This is a genomic window from Gluconacetobacter dulcium, assembly GCF_014174165.1.
Taxonomy (GTDB): domain Bacteria; phylum Pseudomonadota; class Alphaproteobacteria; order Acetobacterales; family Acetobacteraceae; genus Gluconacetobacter; species Gluconacetobacter dulcium.
Genome location: NZ_JABEQN010000007.1, coordinates 153,445 through 177,686, shown reverse-complemented (window position 1 = coordinate 177,686; position 24,242 = coordinate 153,445). Strand labels below are relative to the sequence as shown.

The 24,242-nt window shown below is 64.7% G+C and carries 21 protein-coding genes; 19 read left to right on the top strand and 2 right to left on the bottom strand.

Going from position 1 to position 24,242, the window contains the following annotated elements; all coding sequences use genetic code 11:
• Positions 1–37 precede the first annotated feature (37 nt).
• From HLH25_RS08090 to HLH25_RS08000, 19 genes are all read left to right on the top strand, one after another.
• On the top strand, positions 38–631 hold the full coding sequence (locus HLH25_RS08090; protein ID WP_182973560.1) for a terminase: 594 nt from the start codon (positions 38–40) through the stop codon (positions 629–631).
• Positions 621–2,408 (top strand): terminase large subunit, encoded by a 1,788-nt coding sequence (locus HLH25_RS08085; protein WP_310889067.1) that lies wholly within the window; start codon positions 621–623, stop codon positions 2,406–2,408. Before HLH25_RS08090 ends, HLH25_RS08085 begins: the two co-directional genes overlap by 11 nt.
• Complete coding sequence (locus tag HLH25_RS08080; RefSeq protein WP_182973559.1) at positions 2,405–3,727, top strand: phage portal protein; 1,323 nt, start codon at positions 2,405–2,407, stop codon at positions 3,725–3,727. The genes HLH25_RS08085 and HLH25_RS08080 overlap by 4 nt, the downstream gene beginning before the upstream one ends.
• Positions 3,720–4,538 (top strand): HK97 family phage prohead protease, encoded by an 819-nt coding sequence (locus tag HLH25_RS08075; RefSeq protein WP_182973558.1) that lies wholly within the window; start codon positions 3,720–3,722, stop codon positions 4,536–4,538. Before HLH25_RS08080 ends, HLH25_RS08075 begins: the two co-directional genes overlap by 8 nt.
• Positions 4,539–4,598: 60 nt before the next feature.
• Entirely contained in the window at positions 4,599–5,915 is a 1,317-nt protein-coding gene (locus HLH25_RS08070) for a phage major capsid protein (protein ID WP_182973557.1), read from the top strand.
• Positions 5,827–6,480, top strand: coding sequence for a hypothetical protein (locus HLH25_RS08065; protein WP_182973556.1), 654 nt, complete (start codon positions 5,827–5,829; stop codon positions 6,478–6,480). The genes HLH25_RS08070 and HLH25_RS08065 overlap by 89 nt, the downstream gene beginning before the upstream one ends.
• Positions 6,477–6,800 carry a hypothetical protein gene (locus HLH25_RS08060; protein WP_182973555.1) on the top strand — a complete coding sequence of 108 codons (324 nt, stop codon included), beginning with the start codon at positions 6,477–6,479 and terminating at the stop codon, positions 6,798–6,800. Before HLH25_RS08065 ends, HLH25_RS08060 begins: the two co-directional genes overlap by 4 nt.
• A complete protein-coding gene (locus HLH25_RS08055) occupies positions 6,800–7,237 on the top strand; it encodes a hypothetical protein (RefSeq protein WP_182973554.1) in 438 nt (145 codons plus the stop codon). Before HLH25_RS08060 ends, HLH25_RS08055 begins: the two co-directional genes overlap by 1 nt.
• A gap of 42 nt (positions 7,238–7,279) precedes the next feature.
• Positions 7,280–8,239, top strand: coding sequence for a phage tail tube protein (locus HLH25_RS08050; RefSeq protein WP_182973553.1), 960 nt, complete (start codon positions 7,280–7,282; stop codon positions 8,237–8,239).
• 33 nt (positions 8,240–8,272) lie between these two features.
• Complete coding sequence (locus tag HLH25_RS08045) at positions 8,273–8,710, top strand: hypothetical protein (RefSeq protein WP_182973552.1); 438 nt, start codon at positions 8,273–8,275, stop codon at positions 8,708–8,710.
• A 128-nt stretch (positions 8,711–8,838) separates the two neighbouring features.
• A complete protein-coding gene (locus HLH25_RS08040; RefSeq protein ID WP_182973551.1) occupies positions 8,839–9,102 on the top strand; it encodes a hypothetical protein in 264 nt (87 codons plus the stop codon).
• 12 nt (positions 9,103–9,114) lie between these two features.
• Positions 9,115–9,861 (top strand): hypothetical protein, encoded by a 747-nt coding sequence (locus HLH25_RS08035; RefSeq protein WP_182973550.1) that lies wholly within the window; start codon positions 9,115–9,117, stop codon positions 9,859–9,861.
• Positions 9,862–9,863: 2 nt separating this feature from the next.
• The gene (locus HLH25_RS08030; RefSeq protein ID WP_182973549.1) at positions 9,864–14,579 is read left to right on the top strand and encodes a phage tail protein; all 4,716 of its coding nucleotides are present in this window, start codon (positions 9,864–9,866) and stop codon (positions 14,577–14,579) included.
• Positions 14,579–16,201 (top strand): hypothetical protein, encoded by a 1,623-nt coding sequence (locus HLH25_RS08025; protein WP_182973548.1) that lies wholly within the window; start codon positions 14,579–14,581, stop codon positions 16,199–16,201. Before HLH25_RS08030 ends, HLH25_RS08025 begins: the two co-directional genes overlap by 1 nt.
• 3 nt (positions 16,202–16,204) lie before the next feature.
• Complete coding sequence (locus HLH25_RS08020; RefSeq protein WP_182973547.1) at positions 16,205–16,966, top strand: hypothetical protein; 762 nt, start codon at positions 16,205–16,207, stop codon at positions 16,964–16,966.
• Positions 16,966–17,997 carry a phage tail protein gene (locus HLH25_RS08015; protein ID WP_182973546.1) on the top strand — a complete coding sequence of 344 codons (1,032 nt, stop codon included), beginning with the start codon at positions 16,966–16,968 and terminating at the stop codon, positions 17,995–17,997. Before HLH25_RS08020 ends, HLH25_RS08015 begins: the two co-directional genes overlap by 1 nt.
• 12 nt (positions 17,998–18,009) lie before the next feature.
• A complete protein-coding gene (locus tag HLH25_RS08010) occupies positions 18,010–20,430 on the top strand; it encodes a tail fiber protein (RefSeq protein WP_246401642.1) in 2,421 nt (806 codons plus the stop codon).
• An 8-nt stretch (positions 20,431–20,438) separates the two neighbouring features.
• Positions 20,439–23,324, top strand: a complete 2,886-nt coding sequence (locus HLH25_RS08005) for a cellulase family glycosylhydrolase (RefSeq protein WP_182973545.1) — start codon at positions 20,439–20,441, stop codon at positions 23,322–23,324.
• A gap of 44 nt (positions 23,325–23,368) precedes the next feature.
• Positions 23,369–23,665: a hypothetical protein gene (locus HLH25_RS08000; protein ID WP_182973544.1), complete on the top strand. Its 297-nt coding sequence runs from the start codon at positions 23,369–23,371 to the stop codon at positions 23,663–23,665.
• Here HLH25_RS08000 and HLH25_RS07995 read toward each other — a convergent pair.
• Positions 23,636–23,899, bottom strand: coding sequence for a BrnA antitoxin family protein (locus HLH25_RS07995; protein WP_182973543.1), 264 nt, complete (start codon positions 23,897–23,899; stop codon positions 23,636–23,638). The genes HLH25_RS08000 and HLH25_RS07995 overlap by 30 nt on opposite strands.
• Positions 23,859–24,131, bottom strand: coding sequence for a BrnT family toxin (locus tag HLH25_RS07990; RefSeq protein WP_182973542.1), 273 nt, complete (start codon positions 24,129–24,131; stop codon positions 23,859–23,861). The genes HLH25_RS07995 and HLH25_RS07990 overlap by 41 nt, the downstream gene beginning before the upstream one ends.
• Positions 24,132–24,242 lie beyond the last annotated feature (111 nt).

The window sequence follows — 24,242 nt, the reverse complement described above, 5'->3', positions numbered from 1 at the left end:
ATGCGAGGTGCGCACTTCGCACAATTGACGGTGGATCATGACCACAAAACGGGCCGTCGACTGGCCGGCTATCGAGGCGGATTTCCGCGCGGGAGCCCTGTCAAACCGCCAAATTGCTGAGAAGCATGGGCTCTCTGAGAGCGCGATCAGAAAGCGCGCGACAGCCGAGGGTTGGGTGCGCAGCAAGGTGCCCAAGGTGCGCACCAGACGCGAAAGTGCGCACCACAAAGTTGCCCATTCCCCCGCCCCTGCGCGCCGAGCGCTCGCGCCTCCAGTTGAGGCCACTGGCAATCACGCAGACCTCGGCCGCGATATTGCCTTGCGGATGCTCTCCGAGCTGGACGCAGCTACCGCGCATGCTGACGAGCTTGAGAAGATGATCGAGGTCGAAACGACTGACGATTCAAACGGGCGTCGTCGGGAGGCCATGATGAAGGCAGTCAGCCTCTCGGCCCGCGCCACAACGCTGAAGACAATCGCGCAGGCCCTCGGCGCGATGAAGGAAACGGAAGCCGAGAAGGGCAAGAAGGAGCTGCGAAAGGATGCAGCGAAAGCTGCCGCAACCGGCGGTGGCCGTTTCGCCATGGGAGCGCCTCCCAAGCTGGTGGTGAATAACAACCGTGGCAAATGAGACGGGAAGGAAGAAGCCGAGAACACTTGCCGGCAGAAAGTCACGAAGCCGCAGCCCCGACAGAGCTGGTCTGCCTCCGGTCACACCACCCAACGTGTTGGAATGGACGACAGCCTGCCCTGACTGGGAACGGCGCATCGTCGAACGCCGGAGCCTCCTGCCCTGCGGGCCGCTGTTTCCAGACTATGCCAAGCGGGCGATGGAGGGCGCGTTCCAGGCATTTCGCTTGGTAGATGTTGCGGGGCAGCCCACATTCGGCGAAGCCAACCTGCCATGGCTTACCGACTTCGCCGAGGTTTTTTTCGGTGCGTACGACGACCAAAGCGGAAGACGTCTGATCAGCGAGTTTTTCGTTCTGGTCAGCAAGAAGAACGCGAAATCGACCATCGCCGCCGGGATTATGCTGGCTGCCCTGGTACTGAATTGGCGTCCGTCAGCCGAGTTTCTGATTCTCGCGCCAACCAAGGAAGCTGCTGACAATGCGTTCCGGCCCGCCTGGGATATCATCAAGGCAGATGAGGCATTATCGGAAATCTTCCATGTCTCGCCACATCAGAAAATCATCACTCATCAAGCCAGCGGCGCCACCCTAAAGGTCGTCGCCGCTGATGGACAAACTGTCGTCGGTAAGAAAGCGACGGGCGTCCTCATCGACGAGTTGCATGAGTTCGGCAAAAAGGCGACCGCGGACAATATGCTGCTGGAAGCCACCGGCGGCCTGGCATCGCGTCCCGAAGGCTTCGTGATCTATCTGAGCACTCAGTCGGAAGAACCGCCAGCCGGCGTGTTCGCCGCAAAGCTCAAATATGCCCGCAAGGTCCGTGATGGAGAGATCGATAACCGGCGTTTTCTTCCACTGATCTATGAGTTTCCCAAGGCGATCCTCGACGCCAAAGGCGAGCGTAACCCAGAAAATTTCTACATGACCAATCCCAATATGGGGGCTTCGGTCAGTGAAGAATGGTTGTGGGAGAAGTTCGAGCAGGCACTGGACGAAGGCGAGGAGAAGGTTCGGATTTTCCTGTCCAAGCACCTCAACGTCCAGATCGGCATGGCGATGGGCGCCGATCGCTGGGCAGGAGCCGATTATTGGGAGAAGCAGAGCGACCCGTCACTGACCCTGGACGAGTTGATCCGGCGGTCGGACCTGATCGTTGGCGGCATTGATGGCGGAGGAGCAGACGACTTTCTCTCTCTCGGACTGCTAGGGCGCAATGCAGTGACCGGCGACTGGCTTCATTGGCAGCAGAGTTGGGTCTTTTCCGGTGTGTTGGAGACGCGGAAAAAGGAGGCACCACGCTACCTCGACTTTGCAGCCGAGAGAGACTTGGTGATCGGCCCCGTTATGGATGACCAGTTGCGAGAACTGGTCGCGATCGTCCTGCTTGTCGATCGTACCGGAAAGCTGGCCATGATCGGCCTCGATCCCGCCGGCGTGGCCGACATCGTGCTTGCACTGGCTGAGGAAGGGATCGGCGACGATCGTGTCGTCGGAATCAGCCAGGGTTGGAAGATGATTGGCGCGATCAAGACGACCGAACGTCGCCTGGTCGACGGGACGTTCTGGCACGGAGGGCGGCCCATCATGGCATGGGCGGTCGGGAACGCGCGGGTCGTAGCGCGCGGGAACGCCTTCAATATCGAGAAACAGGTGGCCGGCGGGAAGAAGATCGACCCGCTGATGGCGCTGTTCGACGCAGTCGCCGTTATGGCGCTGAACCCGAAGGTCAAGAAAACCATGGAAAGCTTCATGCGGCGCGGGCTGTTGTCGACATGAGCATGCGCAGTCGCTTCAAGGCCATGCTCTACAAATCGGCCAGCGCGATCGCCTATGCGGTCACGGGCGTGTCGCTGACCGACCTTCGTTTGGGCGCCTTCTTGGCGGGCGGCGGAAGCTATGCCGGCAAGACGGTCACCGTCGACACGGCGATGCAGCTCGACACAGTGTGGGCATGCGTGCGCCTGCTGTCCGAGATCATCGCCACTCTTCCGCTCAACCTGTATCGGCAGCAGGGAAACGGCAGGGCCGCTCTCGCGCGTGACCATCCGCTGTTCCGGATCCTGCACGACATGCCCAATGCGGACATGACAGCCATGGAGTTCTGGTCATGCATGGTGGCGAGCCTGCTGCTGTGGGGAAACGCCTACGGCCAGATCGAGCGGCGGAGTGACGGGGCTATCATTGCGATCAGCCCCTTGCGCCCCGACCGGATGACGGTTCGCCGGGATCCGGTAAGCGGATCGCTCATCTACACCTATTCGTGGCAGCAGAAGGTGCTCGTGATCGATGAGGCCGACATCTTCCACGTCAAAGGCTTTAGCCTGGACGGGATCATGGGCATCTCGCCGATCAGCGCCGCGAGGCACAGCCTCGGCGCCGCGATTGCGGCTGAGGAAACTGCCGGCCGGATGTATGCAAATGGGATGCTCTCCCAGAGCTATATCAAAAGCCCTGACTGGTTGGACGACGCGCAGGTCATACGAGCCAAGGAGATCCTAAAGGACTACTCCGGTGCGATAAATGCCGGAAAAACGCCCCTGCTCGAAGGCGGCTGGACCGTTGAGAGTATCGGTCTCAACCCCAGCGACCTCCAATTGTTGCAGGCGCGCGGCTTCAACGTCGAGACGATCTGCCGCTGGTTTGGCGTCCAGCCGGTCATGATCGGCCGAATGGAAAAATCCACCGCGTGGGGGAGCGGCCTGGAACAGATGAATCTCTGGTTCCTGACCTACGCCCTACAGCCGTGGCTGGTACGGATCGAGCAGGCAATCTGGCGGTGTCTGTTATCTGCGGTCGATAAGCAAACGCTATACGCCAAGCACAACGTCAAGGCATTGCTACGCGCTGACAGCGCGGCGCGCGCCCAGCTCAATACCAGCGAGGCCACGAACGGTGTGCGAACGCGGAACGAGATCCGTGCTGATGACGATCTGCCGCCACTACCTGGAGGCGACGTGCTGACCGTCCAGGCGCAGATGATCCCATTGGTCGATGTCGGCAAGGCCGCCGTCCAGCCGACACTCAAGCCTGTTCCGGGCGGCCCGCCGCAGCAGCTACCCCAACCCGCTGGCATAGGAGATCCAGACGATGATTGACGGCTTGAAGGTCTGTGCCGTCCCCTTCGAATTCAAGCTGGCACCCGGCGATGCGGGCGTGGCGGGCGCGGTCGAGGGCTACGGCGCGGTTTTCGGGAATACCGATTCCCATGGCGACGTGATCAGTCCCGGCGCGTTTGCCGCGTCGCTGGCGGAACGCAAGGCGCAGGGACGGGCGTTACCCATGCATGTCATGCACGGGGTTTTCGGCGGCGATGGGGTCCCGGCAGGGGTCTGGCACGACGTGAGCGAGGACAGCAAGGGCTTGCACGTCAAAGGCAAGATCTCCGGTGTCAACACCGATGCGGGCCGTTTGCTGTATGAGCGGGTCAAGGATGGCGCGCTGGGCGGCCTTTCGATCGGATACAGCGTGCCGGAAGGGGGCGCCGCGAAGGCCAGCCAGCCCGGTGCGCGGCGCCAGATCAAGCAGGCCAACCTGTTCGAAGTCAGCCTGGTCGATGACCCCAGCAACGCCCTGTCCCGCGTCACGGAACTCAAGGGCCGGATGGGATGGAAAGCAACCAGTGCACCGGGCGTAGCCATTCAGGCCGTTGCTAACGCCATCGCCCTGCATCAGTCCGTCCTTGGCGGAGGCGATGCCCCGACGGCGCAGGAGCGCGCGGATCTGCTGGAGCATATGCAGGCCGCCCATGAGGCACTGACCGGCCAGCGCGTCCCGATAGAGGCCAAGAGCCTTCTGGCGGATCTGGCCGCCATTCTTCCCAGCCTTGGCGTGGGCCTTCCTGCCCCTTCAGATCCGCTTCTGAATTTCGACATCGGCGCGCTCAGGTCGCTGTCGATTATCGGGTGACACCCCGATTTCATTTCTCACCACGGCGCCTCTGGGCGCCTTTTTTTATGGAAAAATCTCATGGCAACCGAACAGGAATACAAGGCCGCGATCGTCGCCCTGAAAGAGGCGACCGACAACGTCAAGAAGACCGCCGATGAGGCGAAGGCCGAGATGAAGAACCTCGGCACCCTGACGGCCGAGACGAAGAATTTGGCCGATAAGGCCCTGCTCGATATGAACACCCTGTCCGCCCGCCTGACGGAAATGGAACAGAAGATGGCCCGCCGGCCCGGAGAAGGTGCGCCGACGGAAGCCAAAAGCATCGGCGTGCGGGTGACGGACTCCGATGAGTATAAAGCCATGGCTACCAAGGGTGGGGCTTGGCGCGGCACCGCCCAGTTCGAGGTGAAGAACATTACCTCCGCGAGCACGACGGGCGCCTCGGGGACGACGGGCCTTGTCGTGGCAGACCGACAGCCGGGTATCGTTCAGGTTCTCCCGAACCGACAGCTCGTCGTGCGCAACCTGCTGATGCCTGGGAACACGACATCCGGAGCCATCGACTATGTCCGTGAAACGGTCTTCACGAACAATGCGGACATGGTCGCGGAGAACCCGGATAACGTCTACCCGCAGTCCGAGCTGAAGTTCGATCTCCAGAGTCTGCCGGTGCGCACGGTGGCGCATTGGATGCTGGCGTCGAAACAGATCCTGTCGGATGCACCGATGCTGTCATCTTATATCGATGGGCGCCTGCGCTACGGTCTGGCCTACAAGGAGGATGATCAGCTCCTGAATGGCGACGGCACCGGCGAGAACCTGAAGGGCCTGATGATCCAGGCATCCAATTACGCCGCGCCGGCAGGGGTCAATGTCGCGAACGAGACCATGATCGACAGGCTGCGCTTGGCGATGCTCCAGGCGACTCTGGCGCTGTTCCCCGCTACCGGGCATGTCCTTAATCCGATCGACTGGGCTTCGATCGAACTCACGAAGGACGGCCAGCAGCGATACGTGTTCGCCAATCCAACCGGTCTGGCGTCGCCATCTCTGTGGGGCTTGCCGGTCGTGGAATCGCTGGCCATCGCACAGAACACGTTCCTGACCGGGGCATTCCGTTACGCGGCGCAGCTCTTTGATCGTGAGGATGCGACCGTCATCATCTCGACCGAGGACCGCGACAACCTGACCAAGGGCATGGTCACGATCCTGGCGGAAGAGCGGCTGGGGCTGGCCGTCTACCGTCCGCAGGCCCTGATCAAGGGCACATTCGCCGCGCCGGCGGCTGATCGAGGAGGATCGGCCAGTGAGGCAGACAATCCCTGTCGGCCAGCCGGCGCAGCCCGTGGCGCTGGCGCTGCTGGCCGATCTCAAGGCGGATCTGGGTGTCAGTGATGACACCCAGGATGTCCGGCTCGAAAGCCTGTTGCTCGACGCATCCGACCAAGTCCTGACTTTCATCAGGCGCCCGATACTGAGGGCAGAGTGGCGTGACACATTGACGCTCGGTCCTGATGAACAACGCACCGGATTGCTGGTATGCTGCCGCCCGCTCCAGGCCATCACAGCATTCTCGGTCAACGGCTCGCCATGGTCGGTCGATGCTGTCGCGGCGCTCAATTTGGCGCCCGATTCTGGGGTGATCTACCCGCCGGACGGGTGGGGGACCCTCTGGCGTTGCGGACGATACGTCGTGACCTATCAGGCCGGGTGGACGGCGCCGACGATCGGTGACGATGGAAAACCCGTGCTGGGCGACCTGCCCCGCGCGATCCAGCAGGCGACCCGGCTGGCTGCGGCCGCGCTCTATCACAGTGGCGGGCGTGACCCCCTGCTGCGATCGGAGAGCGAGCAGGGTGTGGGATCGTCGTCCTGGGCATCGCCCGCAGCCGGCAGCGGCGGCCTGCCGCAGGCTGCGGCGGACGCTCTGCGCAGCTTCGGCGGGATCGGTGTCCGATGAGCTGGTGCGCAGACCGGCGGCGCCGACAGATCCGGGCCAAGGGGCGGTCGATGACCTTGTCGCGCCCGAGAAACGGCGGGTCAGTCACCCTGACGGCTTACGCCCCTCCCCCGCAGGCCTCCCAATTGTCTGACGGCGTGGCGCGCGCTGCATTCATCGCCCAGATCACGGCAGACGAAACCGGTTCTGCCGGTTTCACCCCCCAGGAGGGCGACAATCTGGTCGATGGATCGCGCACCTACACCCTGACGGACGCGGTCGGGGTTTATAGCGGGCCGACCTTGATCGGCTGGACGCTGATCGCGGCAGGGGGGGCGTAATGCTGTCCGACACAGTCTGGAACGACGCCTACGCCCGCGCAACGGCGGTGTGCGGACATCTTGGTGTCGATATCATCGATCCGCTCCTGCAGGACCTGTCGAAACGAACGGATCCCTACTGGAAGATCCCCATGGGCATCGCCTCCAGCGACCGGCTCGGCATGGGGGAGACCGAGAACGAGGAAGACGGCCAGATCATCCTGGTGCTGATGGTTCCAAAGGGCGCCATGAGCACGCCCGATGCGCTGGAGCATTGCGGCGCGATGAGCGCCGCCTTTCGTGCCCCTGTCGGCGATACGCCGCAGCCTTGGCCCTCGGGACTGTTTTACGGCCGTCAGGATTTCGTTCCGCCGGACCTTGATGAGCCCGGTAACTGGTACGCGCTGACCCTGATGGTCAGCTACAAATACCAGTCCGCGCTGGTCCAGACTCCCTGATTCCAAGCCGCCTCTGGGCGGCTTTTTTCATGAGGTAAAATCATGGCCTTTACCGGAGCGACGACTGGCCTTGCGGCCGGCGCGCAGACCAATGACACGCGCCTGGACTATGCACAGGAGGCAACATACGGGACGTCCCCAGCCGTGGCCTACCAGGCGCTGCGCATCACGGGCGAATCCCTGGCGATCACCCAGTCCACGTCGCGGCCCGACGAGATCAATGGCGTGGCCGAGGCGTCCCAGTCTGTCCTGACGCAGGTACAGGCATCGGGCACCATCTCAGGTGCGCTTTCGTCTGGCACTTACGATGATCTGATCGCCGGCGTGATGGGGGCCGACTGGGCCGATAGCGCGATCACCAATGGCAGTCTCGGCAAAACCTATACGGTACGCCGGAAAATCCTGGGGAAATTCGTTCTCTATCCGGGATCGCTGGTCAGCCAGGCACAGTTCCAGTTTCAGCAGGGTCAGTACGCTGCCGTCAGCATTGATCTGTTGAGCAAGAACGAAATCGTCTCCGACGCCGACATCGCTACGTCTGTCACCGCCCCCACGACCACCAAGGTCATGGACACCGTCGGGAACTTTCTCTCCTGCACGGTCAATGGTGTGGCGCCGGACGGATGCGTCACCCAGGCCACGATCACGCTTTCACGCGACGGCGCCGCCAACGATTACGGCATGGGCCACGCAGATGCCTGCGGCGTGCGAGCGGGCCGCTTCATGGCCGCCGGCACCCTGGAGTTCTATTTCCGGAGTTGGGCACAGTATCAGGACGCGATCGCTGGCAATCAGGGCGAGATCGTCGTGCGCATCGCTGATGCTACCGGGAATGGCTACGAGCTGAAATTCCTCAACGCTGCCCTGCGCAGCCCCAAGATCCCGAATTCCCAGTCCAACCAGACAGTCAAGGCCACCTTCACGATCGAGGGAAACCCGGCCGACGCCGGCGGCACCTTTACGATCACCAAGATCGTGCCCGCGCCGCCTGCCGGCGGCTGATCCCAACCCTCAATCGCGAGAGTAAAAATTAACATGGCCCGTCTGAGCAAATTTACCCGCCACGCCGACGCGATCACCGACGGCACCGAGGTCGAAGTCGGCCCGAAATCCGACCGCTTCGTGCTGGTGACGCGCGGCATGACCGATGCCTACTCCGACCGTCTGTGGGAGCTGCGCCGCCTGGCGACGATCGAGTATAACGCCGGGCTGACGCGCGACGATGTCCGCGCCGTGCCGCAGGATCTGCCGCCCTCGATCGACGACCGCTGCGTTGCCCAGGCATTGGGCGAAAAATGCCTGATCGATGTCAGGGATCTGGAAGGCGATGATGGCGCGGCGATCACGATCGACGCCTTCCGCGACATGATCACGCGGCGTGAGAATGTCATCCTGCTGCGCCTGACCCTGGAGGCCGTTTCTTCGGTGGGCACCGAGGAAAAGAAGGTTCTGGCGGACGCGGAAAAAAACTGACGGCTGCGCTTGAATGGCTGCTGATCTGGGGGCCTGCCGTCAACAAATATGACGGCAGACGCCCCCCGGATCAGGACTGGGAGGCGCTGGACGGCTGGTCGTGCCGGATCGATCCGGAGCCATGGTGCATGATGCCCTGGCGGTGCTGGCACGAACTGAGCGGATCGCGGGGCAGTTCCACCGAGGGATTCGGCGCAGGAATGGGGAAAATCCGCATCGTCGCCCAGCCGTCTGCCATCCCGGTGAACGAGATCGATGCCTGGTGCAGAAACCACGCATTGCACGCTTCCCACGCCGCCTTCACCCGCCACCTCGTCCTGGCGATGGATCGGCGGTTTCTCGCCATTCGAGCGCAACAGATCAAAAGCGGCGTAGACGCATTCTTCGCCTGACAGGGGGAAATCATGGCACGTCGGGCGTCGTCAGTCCGCTGGTCCCAGGTCGTGCGCAACCAGATCCACCTCAACACGGCGGCGGCTCTCAACAGCACCGAGCTGCGATCCATGGTGGCCAGGAAATCGCGCCAGTTGCGCGATGATGCGATCGGTGCCGGACAGACATCCGGATCCGTCTACACCACCTACACGGACGGCATTCGGGGCGCGGCGGAAGAGACTGTCCCCCTACAGGGCGGTATCATCCGCTACGTGTTCAGTGAGATCGCGCAGGCGGCGAACTGGGCTCTCTCGGAATGCCGCCGGCGCTCTCCGGTCGGCCAGGGAAATTTCCGCGATAGCTGGGTGGTCCTCGTGGATGGCAAAGCCTGGACGGATGCGCCCGCCACGATCCCGACCGGGTCGGAAGTCTGGATCACCAACACCACCCCGTACTCGCGCAAGATCGAGGTCGGCGGGCAACGGACGCGCATCCCGCCGGGGCTGATCGAAGCGGTGCGCCAGGCCACCATGCGGCGCTTCAAGTCGGTGCGGGCGGCAAAAGCCTACAAGGCCCTCCAGGGCGGCAAGGATGCCCGTGGCGACCCTGTCCCCTACATCCTGCGGGCTGCGGGCGTCGCGTCGGGTCTGACCTGGGACAAGAAGGCCAAGTCCTGGGCGCGCAAGCACGATGCCTACACCTCCCGGCGCCCTGACCGGCAGGCCGGGCAGCAGCTCCTCTATCCCACGCTGATCCTCACCAATCAAAGGATGTAGTCATGGCCACGGTCTCTGGGGTCATCGCGAACGAAATCGACAATATCGTCAACGTGACCGACCGGACGGCTGAGGGCACCGAGAGCGCAGCCAGGAATCTGGATGGCCTACAGGACAAAGCCGATGCGACCACGCGCGCATTCGAGGAGGCGTCCAGCGCCATGGGCGGCATGGCATCGTCCGCGTCTGGAACGGCGGCGGATCTGCGGCGAGGTTTCGATGGATCGGCGACGTCGCTGCTCCGGATGAGTTCGTCGGTAGACCTTGTCGCGCGCAAGCTGCTTGAGCTGCAACGTGCGCAGGACCGCCTCGCGCAGGCTCAGGCACAGGCGAAAGCCGCCATGGCCGATGGTCTATCCCAAGAAGATGCTGAGGGGTCGGTTGCCAGCCTCCAGGCTCATGTAGCCGGGCTGGAAAATGAGGTCGCTGCTGCCCGCAAGGCAAGATCGGCAGTCGATGACCTGACGCAGGCGCACAAGCTGTCAGGCTACCAGATGGGGATCCTCGCGGACGAGGCCCATAAATTCGCCGACCAGATCCTCGCAGGCGGCAGCGCCATGACAGCGGCGTTCTATCAGGCCCCGAACGCAATCCAGACCATGGGCGGCCTGAAAAATGCGCTCGGCCTAGTGGGCGCCGCCCTGTCTGGACCGGCGGGCCTTGCGGTCGGTGCCGGTGTAGCTGGACTGGCGCTCTATGAGCTGGGAGCGCACGCCGAAGACGAGCAGTCGCGGCTGGCGCGACTGTCGACGCAGTTGCGCGCCACGCGGGACGATGCAGCCGGCATGGCCGGGAGCATCACGTCCGCGTCCGAGAGCCTCCGAAACATGCCTGGCTGGAATGCGGCCAATGCGCGTTCGGCGGCAACCACGATCGGCGGGACCTACAATTTCACCGGCTCGTCGTCGGACATCGTGCACCTGTCGAGCATCGCCCGCGACGCCGGCACCGTATTCGGTAGCCTGGAAGACGGGCTGAAGGCCGTGCAGCAGGCCATGGTCGACCCGACGGCCGAAATCCAGGCACTCTACAAGCAGCACCTGCCCGGCGTGGATGCTGCGCTGGTAGAGCAGGTCAGAATCCTCCAGGCGAGCGGTGAACAGGGCAAAGCCTATGCCCTTGTCATCGGGCGGATTGCAGATGCGACAAAAGGGGCCAGCGAACAGGCCCTGACGCCTTTCCAGAGGTCGATGGAGGATCTGCACCATGTGCTTGACCCGATCACCGAAGGAATCGGCAAGTTGGCGTCGAGCATCGGTACTGACCTGCTCAATGCCGTAACGGCAGTCATCTCGCTGATACCGCGCCGCTCTCAGGCCGCGACTGACGGACTGGCCGGATCGCAGGTGCTGGATAACTATGCCGCCGGCCAGCACCATTACGGTCTCGGGCAGGTCGATCCGCGCTATTCCTACGGCTACGACGTCATGACCCCACAGGGGAACATCGATGCGGCGCTGAAGAATTTCATGGCATCCAACCGGCGGGCCGGCGGCAATTGGGACAACACCCTAGCTTACTACAGTGGCAATGCCATCGGGAGCGCGGGTCAGCATGCTTACAACAGCGCCGTCTACAGCTATGACCCAGATACCCTACCGTCCGACACGGCGAAGCTGATCGACCAGGAGGCATCTCGCCTCGGCCTTCCCTCGCGCATGGTGAACCTGTTCAAGGGCGTGATCGGACATGAGAGCGGCGGCCACCAGTACAAAGATTCTTCCGGCACCACGCCGGGGGCGGCCGCATCGGTAGCTCATGCCACGTCAGCGTCGGTTATCAGCGATCAGGCGTCGCTCCTTGGGGGAAGCTCTACGGATGCAGGTGGTTATTCCTCATCCAGCTACTCGCAGCAGCGTTCGGAAATCGAAGCCTATATCGCCTCCGAACAAAAGCTGCTGGCCGCTCAGACGAAAGGATCGGCCGCATGGCAGGAAACCGGTGAGAAGATCGCCGCCGCCCGCGTCGAACTGGCCAATACACTCTCGCCGCAGGAGAAGATCACCCAGGGTCTGCGTGATGGCCTCGACCCGCTCCAGGCACAGAGCGGCTATTGGCGCAGTATGGCCGAGATCGTGGCGCAGTTCGGCCATACTGCGCGCGGAACCGGCGTTGACCAGCAGGCGCTGGCACAGGCCCTGACTGCCCGCCAGCAGCAACTCGCGGCGGCCTATCAGGATGGCACCGATGCCGCGAAGCGTCAGGCGCAATCCCAGTCCGCCATTGCGGATGCGGCTGGCGGTTCGGCGGCAGCTCTCCAGCATGCCACGAACTATCAGCAAGCCTATACAGAGGCGTTGCAGGACTTCGATCCGAAATCAGCGCAATTCACCAAAGCCGTCAACGATCGGACGGCTGCACTCGATGCCTCGTCGGCAGCCCAGATGCGGGCGCAGCAGCTCCAGCAGAATGCTGGGCTTTCCGATAATCTGACGATGATCCAGGCTGAAACGGCCGCGATCGGGCAGAACGCCGATCAGCGCAGTGTCAGTCTGGCAATCATGCAGGCCGAGCTGACCGAGCATCGGAAATACGGTGACGTGCTGCCGCAAGAAGCTCAGGACTTTATCTCCCTGAGCGGGGCCGTGGCGCAGGCTACGGCAGATTACCAGCACCAGCAGGCTGTCCTGTCGGACCTGACGGGCTCGCTGTCCTCGATGGCGGACACGATCAGCGGCGACATCACCCAGGCGTTGATCCAGGGTGCCGGCGCAGGGGTGAATTTCAAATCTGCGCTCCAGGGGATCGAGAGCCAGGTGGTCACGATGATCGCCAAGCTTGCCCTGATCAACCCGCTGCTCAACTCGATCGACGGTGGCACGCGCAATACGCTTGACGACATGTTCGGCCTGTTGAGCGAAGGGACATCGACGTCCTCGTCTGGTGACGTCTCGTCCTCTGGTTTCAGCATCGGCCAATTATTCAACATGCGCCGGAACGCGGCCAGCAGCGGCGATCCATTCGGGGGGTCAGGGACCGACGTAAACCCGAATTTTGATGCCGGAAACGACGGAAGCGAACATATCTCGGTAACCGGGATCCGTTCGTCGGGCTACTCGACCGGCCAGTGGGCGGGCGGTGTCCTCGGTGGCGTGGCTGGCGGCATGTCGATCGGCTCGATGCTCGGCGGCATCGGGGGCGGCTCCGGCGGCACAATCGGGTCTCTCGCCGGGACTGCGATTGGCACTGGCGCCGGCGCGGCGCTTTTCGGCCCGCTGGGCGCGGCAATCGGCGGGACTGTCCTCGGCGGCCTCGGCGGCCTGATCGGCGGTCTGTTTTCGACCTCGCATTGGGCCTATGACGATGTGGCCGGATCCAACGGCCAGCTTTCGATCAGCGGCTCGCGGACCAAGCATACATCCGATGACGTGACGGCTGGATTACAGACCCAGCTCGACAGCATCAACGACCTGCTGGACAGCGTCGGTGCCTCCGTTGACGACGGCAGTTATGGCAGCGTCGGGCATTACAAAAAGGGCAGCAAGACCCGCTCGACCGATCTTGCATCCCTGCTGGGCGGTATTGGCCTGACCAGCAGCGATGACACGTTCAACAAGGCCCTTGCGGGCGGCATGCCGTCCTCGTTTGATTCCGTCGGGACCTATGGCAGCACGCTCACGGCGCTCAAGCAGACGGCCGACGCGCTGGACAATCTCGGCGTGCATGTCACCAAATTCGACAGCGCAACCAAGGTCACGGTCGACCATATCGACGGCTATACCGGCGATCTAGGCACGATGCTGGCGCAGCTCGATGGCAAAAGCATCTCGACCGATGCGCTGACCAGCGAGATCAGCACCCTGAAGGGCCTGCTGGATATCACGGACAGCGGTTCGGAAAGCCTGTCCTCGCAGGTCGATGACCTGACGCGCAGTTACCAGAACGCCGCGCGGCAGGCCGAACAGTACGGAATGGATGCCCAGGTCCTGCTGGACAAGGGCGCTGCCATCGCCGCGCAGATGATCGCGTCGGAGACCCGGCAGCTCGACCAGTCCGACTTGTCGGTGCAGGCCCGGCTTTTGTCTGCCAACGGCGACCAGAAGGGCGCCGACCTCCTGAATCAGAAGGTCTCGGGCGATCAGGAGATCCAGCAGCTCAAGGATAGCTGGGAATCCTATCTGGGCGACAGCTACGCCAGCAACGTCACCTACCAGCATCAGATGACGGACCTGGAAAAGACGCTGGCGGCCGAGCGGTTGCAGATCCAGGCACAGTATAACGGCACCAGCATCGCCCAGCAGAAAGAGTATCTGTCGCAGGCGCAGCAGTCGGTCGCGTCGGTCTATACCAGCCTGTCATCCTACGCCCAGGGCCTGCTGACGTCCGACGCATCGCCCCTGTCGGTGCAGGACCAGTTCGACGCGGCGAAATCCACGCTGATGTCGGATTACCAGGCGGCGCAGGGCGGTGATTACGAGGCCCTGTCGCGGATCCAGTCGGAGATGCAGACCGAGCTTGGGCTGGGCAAAACGCTCTACGGCTCTGGCACCGATTATGCCCAGCTCTTCCAGCAGAACACGCAACTGCTCCAGTCGCTCACCGGCGCCGACACCGGGGCGTTGACGGCTAATCTGGCGTCGAAACTGGCGCAGCAGGCCGTCGATGCCACCAACAACCAGACAACGGCGGTCACGACGGCGATCGCCACTCTCCAAAAATCGGTGGATGCCATGAAAGCCGCTTACCAACAGAACACCCGTGGCCTGGCGATGCGCTGATGCAGGTCCGTACTGTTGAACTGGATATCGTGCGGCCGGCGACCAGCGCGTCGGCCGCATCGGCGCCGGGCTATGGCACGCGGCCCCACGGCGTGGTCGTCAGTCCATCAGCCGCTCTGGAGGATGTCGAGACCCTGCGTTTTTCGGACGCGGGGCTGGTCGATGGTGAGGATGTCTATCCGCCTTACGTCTCCGAGGCGTTTACGATCGACCGGTCGCTGACGCTCTCGGCCGATGCGCTGGGCGGGGCGCGGTCGTTTGGCTCGATCACCCTGTCCAACCCCGGCGGGGCGCTGGACAGCACGATCCTGACCCGGATCAACGATCACCTGCCGGTGCGGATCCGCGCCGGCCGGAAACATTGGGATGGCACGCGCGGGCTCTGGGTCGATCCGTCGGCTGCGGACCTGGTGCCGGTGTTCGCTGGTCTGGGTCGGGGCTGGCGGCCGGATCGGACCACGGTCGCGGTCGATCTGCTGGACGCCACCTATTGGCTCGACAACACGATGCCGGTGACCCTCTATGGCGGCACCGGCAAACTGGACGGCGACAGCAACGTGTCCGGCCGGGCAATGCCCCGCCTGCGCGGCACGGCCTGCAACCTGACGCCAACCCTGATCGACGCCGTCAATTACGTCTATCAGGTGTCGGACGGCCCGGCGACGATCACGGCCCTGTATGAGGGCGGCTATGCCGGCGGGATCGCGGCCGGCGGCACCGTGGACGATCTCTACGCCGCCAGCCCCGCCCCCGGCACCTATACGGTGCAGACGGGCAGCAACGGCACCTGGATTCGTCTCGGGACAAAGCCGGTCTACGCAATCACCGTCGACGCGACCGGTCAGTTTCGGTCCGGGGCGGCGCCGACGGCCGTGGTCGATATCCTGCGCCAGCTCATCCTGGAGGATGTGGCGATGCCGGCGGCCTGCATCGACCCGGCGTGGCCTGCGGTGTCGCATGACACGCCGTGGCCGGGGGGCTGGTATTGGGATGGCTCGGATGCCGTCACGGGCGCCCAGGCCGTCACCACGCTGCTGTCCGGGCTGGGGCTCTCGCTGGTGCCGACCCGGACGGGCACGCTGCGGCCGATCCTGCTGACCGCGCCGACCCGTGCCACCCAGCCCGTGGCGTCGCTGACGGCGGACGTGATCACCGAGATCACGGCGGTCTCCCTGGACGATACCCTCAGCCCGCCGACCTGGCGCTGGCGGATCGGCTGGCAGCACAATTTTACCCCGCAGGCCGCCGGCTCGACGCTGCATCCGCAGATATCGCCCGACCGCCAGTCTCTGGTGGCGCTGGCCGACCGGACAGCGGTGTGGTGGTCGACCGACATCAAATCCCGCTGGCGGGTGCCCAACGATCCGGCCCTGGTCACGACGGCGCTGGCCAGCCAGGCCGACGCCCAGACGATTGCAGACCGCCACGGGGCGCTGTGGGGCATCCAGAGGCGGCTGTGGGCCGTCAATGTGCCGCAGGATTACGCCTGGTCGCTCGACCTGGGCGATCCAGTCTGGCTCCAGGCTCCGGCCGTGGGGCTGACCGGCGGCGCGCCGGGCATCGTGGTCAGTGAGCAGATCCAGTCCACCGACGGCTACGTGACGATCCAGATAGTGGTGTGATCCATGCAAATTTGTGGTTTCGGCTGGCAGAATCGCGTCCTCGACGCGACGCTGACGGCCGATGCGCAGGTCGCGCGCCTGCCGGTGTCCAACCTGCGCAACCAGCAGGGGGCGGCCAGCCTGGGCTGGCGCGTGCCCCGCACCACGGCCGGCCTGACCGTGGCCTGGTCCGGAGCCTCGCCGATCCGGGTGGTCAGTTTCCACCGCACCAACCTGACGGCGGGCGCGACCTGGTCGGTGACGGTCTATAACGGCGCCACGGGCGTCTGGTCGGCCTCGGGCGGCCCGGTGGTCGGCGGGCAGACACTTGCCGTCGCGCCGGCCACGGTGACGGGCGACAGCGTGCGGATCACCGTCAACGATCCGACCAACCCTGACGGCTGGCTGGACCTGCCGCTGGCCTATGTCGGCCCGCTCTGGCAGCCCGCGCGGAATTTCTCGACCGACAGCACGGTCGGCCGGGCCTTGGGGCAGGACAGCCTGACCTCCCTGGCCGGGACCGAGTTTGTCGAGGCCCGCTGGTATCAGCGCACCGCCTCGATCGCGCACCAGTCGCTTGGCGATGCCGACGCGGCCGTGCTCGACCAGATCCTGCGTGCCGCCGCGACCGGACAAAATATCCTGTTCCTTCCCGACCCCGGCGCCGACGCCACCACGCTGGCGGAGCAGGCGCTGTTCGGGCGCCTCTCGGGCGGCGACCTGTCCAATCCGTTCGGCGCGGCGGACCGGCATTCGATCACACTGACCATGACGGAACGTCTCTGATGGCCGCATCATTTCTCGCAAATTTTGTGCTGGAGACGGCAACCAATCCCGGCACAGGCGTCATCACGCTCAATGGCGCCGCCCCCGACCGGCGATCGTTCGCGGCAGCGTTTCCGTCGGGCGGGTCGGTCTATTATTTTGCCGACGACGGCACCCAGGCGGAATGGGGCGTCGGCACGCTGGACGTGTCCGGCCCCGTCACGCTGACCCGCGCGACGATCCGAGGCACCACGGCCGGCGGCACCGCGCCGCTCAATTTCGCCGGCGGCGTCGATGTCTACAACCAGGTGCCGGCCGAGTGCCTGCCGCTTATCGGTGACGACGGCCTGGCGCGGGCCGGCGATGCGGTCCTTGCCGATCGCGCATGGGTGGACGCCAACTATCCCAACCGCCAGTGGGTGGACGACAATTACGCCGCCGCCGGCTGGTTTCCGGCCGGGGTGACGGTCGAATATCCCGGCGCCACGGCGCCCCCCGGCTGGCTGCTCTGCTACGGGCAGCTCATCAGCCGCGCCACCTATGCGGCGCTGTTTGCCGCGATCGGCACCACATACGGCGCGGGTGACGGCAGCACCACCTTTGCGGTGCCCGATATGCGCGGCCGGGCGGCGTTTGGCGTCGATAATATGGGCGGCATGGCCGCCGGCCTGGTCACCTCGGACGGCTCGGGGATCGACGGCGGCCAGCTCGGAGCGGTCGGCGGCAGTCAGCTCGCACAGTCTCATACGCACGAGCTGACCGACGGCGGCCACGTCCACCCGCTGGACGATCCTGGCCATGACCACCCGCCCAGCAGCGGCACCGGCTTCGTCGTGCCGCAAAAATCCGGCGGCGAGATCGATGCCGGGTTCGCCGGCGGCGGCGACGACGACGAGCGGGCCACGGCGCGCACCGCCTCGGCGACCACGGGCGTCACCATCGGCAAGGCGGCGACCGGCATCACGATCGGCTCGGCCGGGGATGGCGACAGCCAGAACATGCCGCCCGCCATCATGCTCAATTTTATCATCTATGCCGGCGCGCCGGCGTAACGGAGACCGGCCATGCTGGCAGATTTCGTGCATGAGGTGGCCACGACGCCGGGCACGGGGCCGTTTACGCTCGACGGCGCGCCGCAGGACCGGCGGCTGTTCGCGGCGGCATTCCCGGCCGGGGGATCGGTCTATTATTTCGCGAACGACGGTGCTCAGGCCGAATGGGGCATCGGCACACTGGACGTCACCGGGCCGGTCACGCTGGCGCGCACGCTCATCAGGGGCACCACGGCCGGCGGCACCGCGCCGCTCAATTTCGCCGGCGGCGTCGATGTCTACAACGAGGTGCCGGCGGAATATCTGCCGCTGCTCGATGGCGACGGCCTGGCGCGCGCGGGCGACCAGATCCTGGCCGATCGCGGTTGGCTCGCCGCCAACTACGCCGATCGCGCGTGGCTGAGTGCCCATTATACGCCCGTAAGCTGGTTTCCGGCCGGCGCCATCGTCAAGATGGCCGGCCCGACTGCCCCGCCCGGCTGGCTGCTGTGCGACGGCCGGCTGGTCAGCCGCACCACCTACGCCGCGCTGTTTGCCGTGGTCGGCACCCGTTTCGGGGGCGGCGACGGCAGCACGACGTTTGCCCTGCCCGATCTGCGCGGGCGTGCCGTATTTGGCCTCGACACGATGGGCGGCACGGCCGCCGGTCGGGTCACGCGAGCCGGCGCGGGCCTCGACGGCACCCAGCTCGGGGCACGCGGCGGCAACCAGGCCGCGCAGGCCCACGCGCATCCGCTCACCGATGACGGGCATGATCACCCGGTAAACGATCAGGGACACGATCACCGGCCCAGCAACGGGACCGGCTTCGTGGTGCCACAAAAGTCCGGCGGCGAGATGGGGGCCGCCTTCGCGGGGGGCGGCCGTGTCGAAGAAAAAGCTGCGACGCGGACGGGCAAGGCGTCCACCGCCCTGACGATGGATCGCGCCAAAACCGGCGTGACGATCGCGGCGGCCGGGGATGGCGACAGCCAGAACATGCCGCCCGCCATCGTGCTCAATCGGATGATCTACACCGGTATCAAGCCCCATACGGCAAGCACGGTGCAGCCGCTCACCGCCAAAGCGGTGCTGACGGTGCCGTTTACCGACACGATCCCCCGGACGATCACCTGGGAGACCGCCGACGGCTCGGGCCATGCCGGCACCGATTACGAGGACACCGAGGGCGGCCTGATGATCCCGCCGGGCTGGCAGGAGGTGGCGGCCTATATCCCGATCACGCCGCGCCTCCCCGGCCTGCCGCCGAAAACCTTTGATGTCATCTTTAAATGGTATGACAAAACGGCGGAACCTTTGGGATACGGCATCGGCCAGATGTCCGGCTGGCCGCTCTACCCGGTACGCCGCCAGACGGTGCAGGTGACGATTGCCGATATCCCCGTGACGCTGGACATCAGCGACCTGCCCGCCACGGCGCGCTGGACCACGCGCGACGGCACCGCGCTCGCCGGCCGGCATTATCTGGCATCGAGCGGGACCAACAGCACGGGCACCGTCACCGTCCCGGCCGCGCCATACAGCCGGGGCCAGCCGCGTCGCTATCTGTATATCGACGTCACGGACGATACCGGCCTGCTCGCCTCGCGCGTGCTGGAGATCGTGCCGCCTGCCCTGCCCGCCGTCTCGGCCGCGCCAACGACGGTCGCCGTGACCTCTGCGGTGCTGCCTGCCTGCGTGCCGAAAATCGCCATTGACGTGCCGGCCACGACGGATGCGCCGGATCAGCTCCCGCTCTCGACCATGCGGGCGCTCGCCTCCGACTGGCATGTGGAAAATCTCGGGAGCGACCGCAATGCGGTCATGACCCTGACCGTCACATCATCGGGCTGCGCATTGCAGATTTTCGACGATCATTTCGCCGGGGGCTATACCCAGCCCGATAGCGGCACGCTCCAGATCACCGGCACCGCCGAGCGGATCACGGCCGTCAAGACCATGTTTCAGGCCCGACCGCTCGCCGCCGGCCCCGCCACGATCGCCATGGCGCTTGCCGCGCCGGACGGCACGACGGTCAATGCGACCTACGCCGTCCAGGGGGTGGGCAGCGCCATGACCTGGGTGCATCTGCCGGCGGACGGACAGGTCCTGCCGGTGTCCAGGCCATCGGCCGGGATCACCCCGTTTTCGGGGATCCTGACGGTCGCCAACACCGACCCGTTTGTCGAGATGACGGTCACGATCGAGCCGGACGAGACCGGCGGGCAGGTGATGGGGCCAGATGGCGCGGCCGTCGCCGCGACGGACACCGGGCGCGGCCTGATCGTTACCGGCAACGCCTCGGTGCTGGCCGCCGTCATGATCCCGCTGACCATCTATGTCGGCGACGGGCTCACGCCGCCACCGACGGCCGGGCGGCACACGCTGACCCTGACGGCGACGGACGGCACCACGACGATTACCGCCGCCTATCCCTACAACGTCACGCTCTGAGGGTGCTGATGGCCACCGCAAAATTCACTGTTTCCCTCGACCAACCTGCTGCCGAGCGGGCGTTTGTCAAATGGGCAACCGTCGATGGCTCCGCGTCGGCGCAGCTCACCGGCCGGCCGGACGTGGCGTATGCCGAATACACGGCCGCGCGCGGCTATGCGGTTTTCGAGGTGGGCCAGAGTCAGGCGACGGTCGAGATCGAGGTCAGCGACAACGTGTCCAGCCCGCAGAGCCTGACCTTCCATCTGGTCCTGTTTGACGCCTATGGCTGTGTGCCCGATACCGCTCCGGTGCCGTGCGTGATCTCCTATAACGGCAGCACCGAGCAGGCCCCTGACGATATCGCCGCATACGCGCCGGCCGATACGATCGCCCCGGTCGATCCGATCAACGATTATGCGCTCTATCTCTCGTTTTCGGGGCCGGAAAATGCCCGCTGGGGCGACCAGCAAAACGTGCTGAACCGTTTTGCGAGCTGGCCGACCGAAAATTACGCCCGGTATTATGGACAGGCGGGCCTGCGATATATGCGCCTGTGCAGTGCCTATGACCTGACCCAGCAATGCCTGTGGGGCGACCCGGATCCGGTCGCACAGCGGATGCTGCGGAAATCGGTCGCTCTGTTCGGCAAATATGGGATAAAATCCTTTATCTCTCAGCACAGCAACTCGATGTTTTCGATCGAGGGATGCGTGGCATCGTTTGGCGATGGTGTTTTTACCGAGCGCGCTTACGCGGACACGATGCAGAAAATCATGCGCCTGGTGCAGGATCTGCCGGATGTCGTGTGCATGGCGCTCAACTCTGAGCCGCTGGGGTCCAATGTGCCCGGCCAGAGCGACGCGGTCTGGTGGCGCTATGCGGCGGTCGGTCTCTCCGCCGTGCGGCAGGTCAACCGACAGATGATGGTCGCGATTGATTCGGGCAGCACTGGTACGCTCTGGAACTGGCCCGATCACAATTCGGGCCTGGCCACGCTGCGCGACCCTGCCGCCCGGTCGCTGTTTGTCAGCGATATTTATCTGGATTCCGGCACGGGGAGTATGGCCTCGTTTTGGGACGAGATCGTGGTGCAGGGCGATGCGTTTTACTATGGCCGGCCAGTCGATGCGACGCTCGGCCCGCGCCGGCTCGACCTGATCAAACCGTGGCTCGCCGAATATGGCTGGCGCCTGATGGTCGGCGAGACCGCCTCCGGCTGGTACGATGCCTATAACCAGCCGGGCGCCGAAAAATGGATCGCGGCGTGCGACGCCTATGCACGCGCCTGCCTGGACAACAAATACGTCCTCGGGGTGTGGACGGCCGGAAACGATTTTGACTACGTCTACAATGTCGGCAATAACCTGATCCTCAACCGGTATCCCTACACGACCGATCCTGTGGGCTCATCCAACCGCTACGGCCCCTATATGGAGGGTCCGGAGGCGCCGCCCTTTACCGCCTATAAAAGGTGGTTCGCTCCGGCGCCCGAGGTCTATTACGCGCTCCAGACCAGCATCTCGGTCAACGGCGCATCCTGCGCCGTCCAGGTCGCGACCAATTTCGATCCGCCAACGGCGTTTACCGCGGCGATCGACGATGCCGGCGCCGGCGGATCGGTGGCGGGCGGCAATGCAATCGCGTTCGATGCCGGCGCGGCCCAGACGCGGGTGGCGACCTATACCGGGCCGGCCGGGACCTGCGTGGCCACGCTCGGCCTGACGGCCACGATCTATGCCCAGGTCAAGCCGGCGACCCAGAAGGTATTTTTTGACGTGGACATGTTCGGGGTGCTCGGCCTGGCGCCCGCGCTGGTGATCTGGCCGGTGCGTCTGGTGCCAGGCTATGCCGGGCCGTGCGTCACGCTGCTGCGGTCGGATCAGGGGGCGACTCGGGCGTTCGGATTCGGCGGCGGATCCCCGGTCCAGGGCATCGGAGCGGCCGTCGATGTCTCGGCGGTCGATGCATGGGATGCGGGCACGCCGCTGGTGGTGCGGTATCACGACCAGAGCGGTAACGGGCGGGATCTGGGTCCGTATCAGGGCGAGGACTGCCAGTGGAGTGAGAACGGATCAAAGGGTCCGGCCTCAACCCCTGCCGACTATCCCCGCTATATGCTGGCGCGGGACGTGCCCTATCGGGTGCCGCATTTTGGGGCGGATTTTGGCGTTTACGATCGCGGCAGCCAGCGGGCCAACCGGATGGATGCCGCGCTGCCGATCGACGGGGCGCTGGACTATTCGTGGATCGTGGCGTTTGGCGCCACGGTTGCGATCGGGCAGGACGACTACGTCGCCTGCCTCAGCTACTCGGGGACCAATTTTATCGTCGGGCCAAACGGTGTCGTCCAGGCCGCCGGCGCGACCACCGCGCGCGGTGATATCGGCCTGCGCCTCAATAACCTCAATCTGGTCGAGGTCTATTACAGCGGCGGCGCGTTGCTCCGGCAGGACACGGGGTCGGCATCCAATACGACGATCACGATGCCGGACGGCACAGTGATCGTCGCGGACCTCGACAAGCAGACGATCAGCGTCAAGCCGCAGGGCGGCACCGCAACCGTCTACTCTGCCACCGTCACCTATCCGGGCGATCAATACGATGTCCGCTGGACGGACGGCGCCGGGCATTACAACCGCCTGCTGTCCGGCTGGGGCGGCCCCGGTGTCTGGTCGGTGACGGACGGACAGGGGACGCTCAAATGCCGGCTCAACGGCGTGCAGACGGTCTCGCTGCCGGCGGCCGGCTTTCTGGTCGATCCCTATAACGGGATTCTCAACGTCTGCTGGAACAGGTTTTTCATGTCCGTCACGGTGGCCGATTTTATCGGTGTCGTCGCCATTCCCGGCGCCGTCACCGATGCCCAGCGCGACGTGATCTATCACTCGTTGCGAGCCAGCCTCGCATCGTGACGCACCACCGCCCCCGAGGCGGTTTTTTTATGTCCGGAGTCCTGATGTCTGATCCTGCAATCACGCCGCAGCCCTGGTGGACTGCGGCCGCCGCGGCATTCGGCGGCTTCCTGTTTACCGTCCGGTGGCTCGTCGGTTTCGGCGGCCGGGCCGCGCAGGACCAGATCAAAAACCTGTCGGACCAGATCAGAGACCTGAAGTCGGATCTCGACGAGCGGGAGGACACGATCGTCGCCCTGCGCGACCAGGTCGCCGCCCTGACGGTGCAGGTGGCGCTGCTGACCCAGCAGCTCCAGATCAAGTCGGCCGCGTCACCCAGCCCGCCTCAGTGCGTTGCGTAGCGCATCGTTAATCCGGCCCTGCCATCCAGGGCCGGTATCGCGCCACCCGTCCAGCACGTCCTGGTCCAGGCGCACCGATACCAGTTTCTTCGGGTTGGTCGAACGCGGCCGACCTTTCCGGACGACCTTCTCGCCCTGCCGGATCTCGGCCCGATCGAAAAACGCCTCGGTCAGTTCCGGCGCATCGTCCGGGTCAACCCATGCGGGCGCGCCAGAGGGCTTCTTCTCGGTCATGTGCATGCCTCATCGAAATAATGCGGCGAGCCGCGCCGCGCGGGGTCCAGACCAGAACAACCAGACGGCCATTGAGATCGCCGGCGGTGATGAACCGCTCTTCACCGTAGTCCTTGCGGTCATCCGGCACCGTCGCGGTCAGGCCCGAAAACACGATCGCGGCGTCGGCGAAATCAAGCCCGCGCTCGGAAAGTGTGATGGCCCGTTTGGCCGGATCGAACTCAATGTCCATGACCATTCTTGTAGCTACATTTAATGAGGGCGTCAAGATTTTCTGTATCTACATAAAGACGGGTTTCCCCCGCGCGCGCGGGCCGCCGACAGGCTGGCTTGCGATTATGCG

Excerpts from the sequence above, each read along its gene's own strand:
- HLH25_RS08090 (WP_182973560.1), top strand. The coding sequence starts at position 38 with ATGACCACAAAACGGGCCGTCGACTGGCCGGCTATCGAGGCGGATTTC.
- HLH25_RS08080 (WP_182973559.1), top strand. The coding sequence starts at position 2,405 with ATGAGCATGCGCAGTCGCTTCAAGGCCATGCTCTACAAATCGGCCAGC.
- HLH25_RS08075 (WP_182973558.1), top strand. The coding sequence starts at position 3,720 with ATGATTGACGGCTTGAAGGTCTGTGCCGTCCCCTTCGAATTCAAGCTG.
- HLH25_RS08070 (WP_182973557.1), top strand. The coding sequence starts at position 4,599 with ATGGCAACCGAACAGGAATACAAGGCCGCGATCGTCGCCCTGAAAGAG.
- HLH25_RS08060 (WP_182973555.1), top strand. The coding sequence starts at position 6,477 with ATGAGCTGGTGCGCAGACCGGCGGCGCCGACAGATCCGGGCCAAGGGG.
- HLH25_RS08055 (WP_182973554.1), top strand. The coding sequence starts at position 6,800 with ATGCTGTCCGACACAGTCTGGAACGACGCCTACGCCCGCGCAACGGCG.
- HLH25_RS08050 (WP_182973553.1), top strand. The coding sequence starts at position 7,280 with ATGGCCTTTACCGGAGCGACGACTGGCCTTGCGGCCGGCGCGCAGACC.
- HLH25_RS08045 (WP_182973552.1), top strand. The coding sequence starts at position 8,273 with ATGGCCCGTCTGAGCAAATTTACCCGCCACGCCGACGCGATCACCGAC.
- HLH25_RS08040 (WP_182973551.1), top strand. The coding sequence starts at position 8,839 with ATGATGCCCTGGCGGTGCTGGCACGAACTGAGCGGATCGCGGGGCAGT.
- HLH25_RS08035 (WP_182973550.1), top strand. The coding sequence starts at position 9,115 with ATGGCACGTCGGGCGTCGTCAGTCCGCTGGTCCCAGGTCGTGCGCAAC.
- HLH25_RS08030 (WP_182973549.1), top strand. The coding sequence starts at position 9,864 with ATGGCCACGGTCTCTGGGGTCATCGCGAACGAAATCGACAATATCGTC.
- HLH25_RS08025 (WP_182973548.1), top strand. The coding sequence starts at position 14,579 with ATGCAGGTCCGTACTGTTGAACTGGATATCGTGCGGCCGGCGACCAGC.
- HLH25_RS08020 (WP_182973547.1), top strand. The coding sequence starts at position 16,205 with ATGCAAATTTGTGGTTTCGGCTGGCAGAATCGCGTCCTCGACGCGACG.
- HLH25_RS08015 (WP_182973546.1), top strand. The coding sequence starts at position 16,966 with ATGGCCGCATCATTTCTCGCAAATTTTGTGCTGGAGACGGCAACCAAT.
- HLH25_RS08010 (WP_246401642.1), top strand. The coding sequence starts at position 18,010 with ATGCTGGCAGATTTCGTGCATGAGGTGGCCACGACGCCGGGCACGGGG.
- HLH25_RS08005 (WP_182973545.1), top strand. The coding sequence starts at position 20,439 with ATGGCCACCGCAAAATTCACTGTTTCCCTCGACCAACCTGCTGCCGAG.
- HLH25_RS08000 (WP_182973544.1), top strand. The coding sequence starts at position 23,369 with ATGTCTGATCCTGCAATCACGCCGCAGCCCTGGTGGACTGCGGCCGCC.
- HLH25_RS07995 (WP_182973543.1), bottom strand. The coding sequence starts at position 23,899 with ATGACCGAGAAGAAGCCCTCTGGCGCGCCCGCATGGGTTGACCCGGAC.
- HLH25_RS07990 (WP_182973542.1), bottom strand. The coding sequence starts at position 24,131 with ATGGACATTGAGTTCGATCCGGCCAAACGGGCCATCACACTTTCCGAG.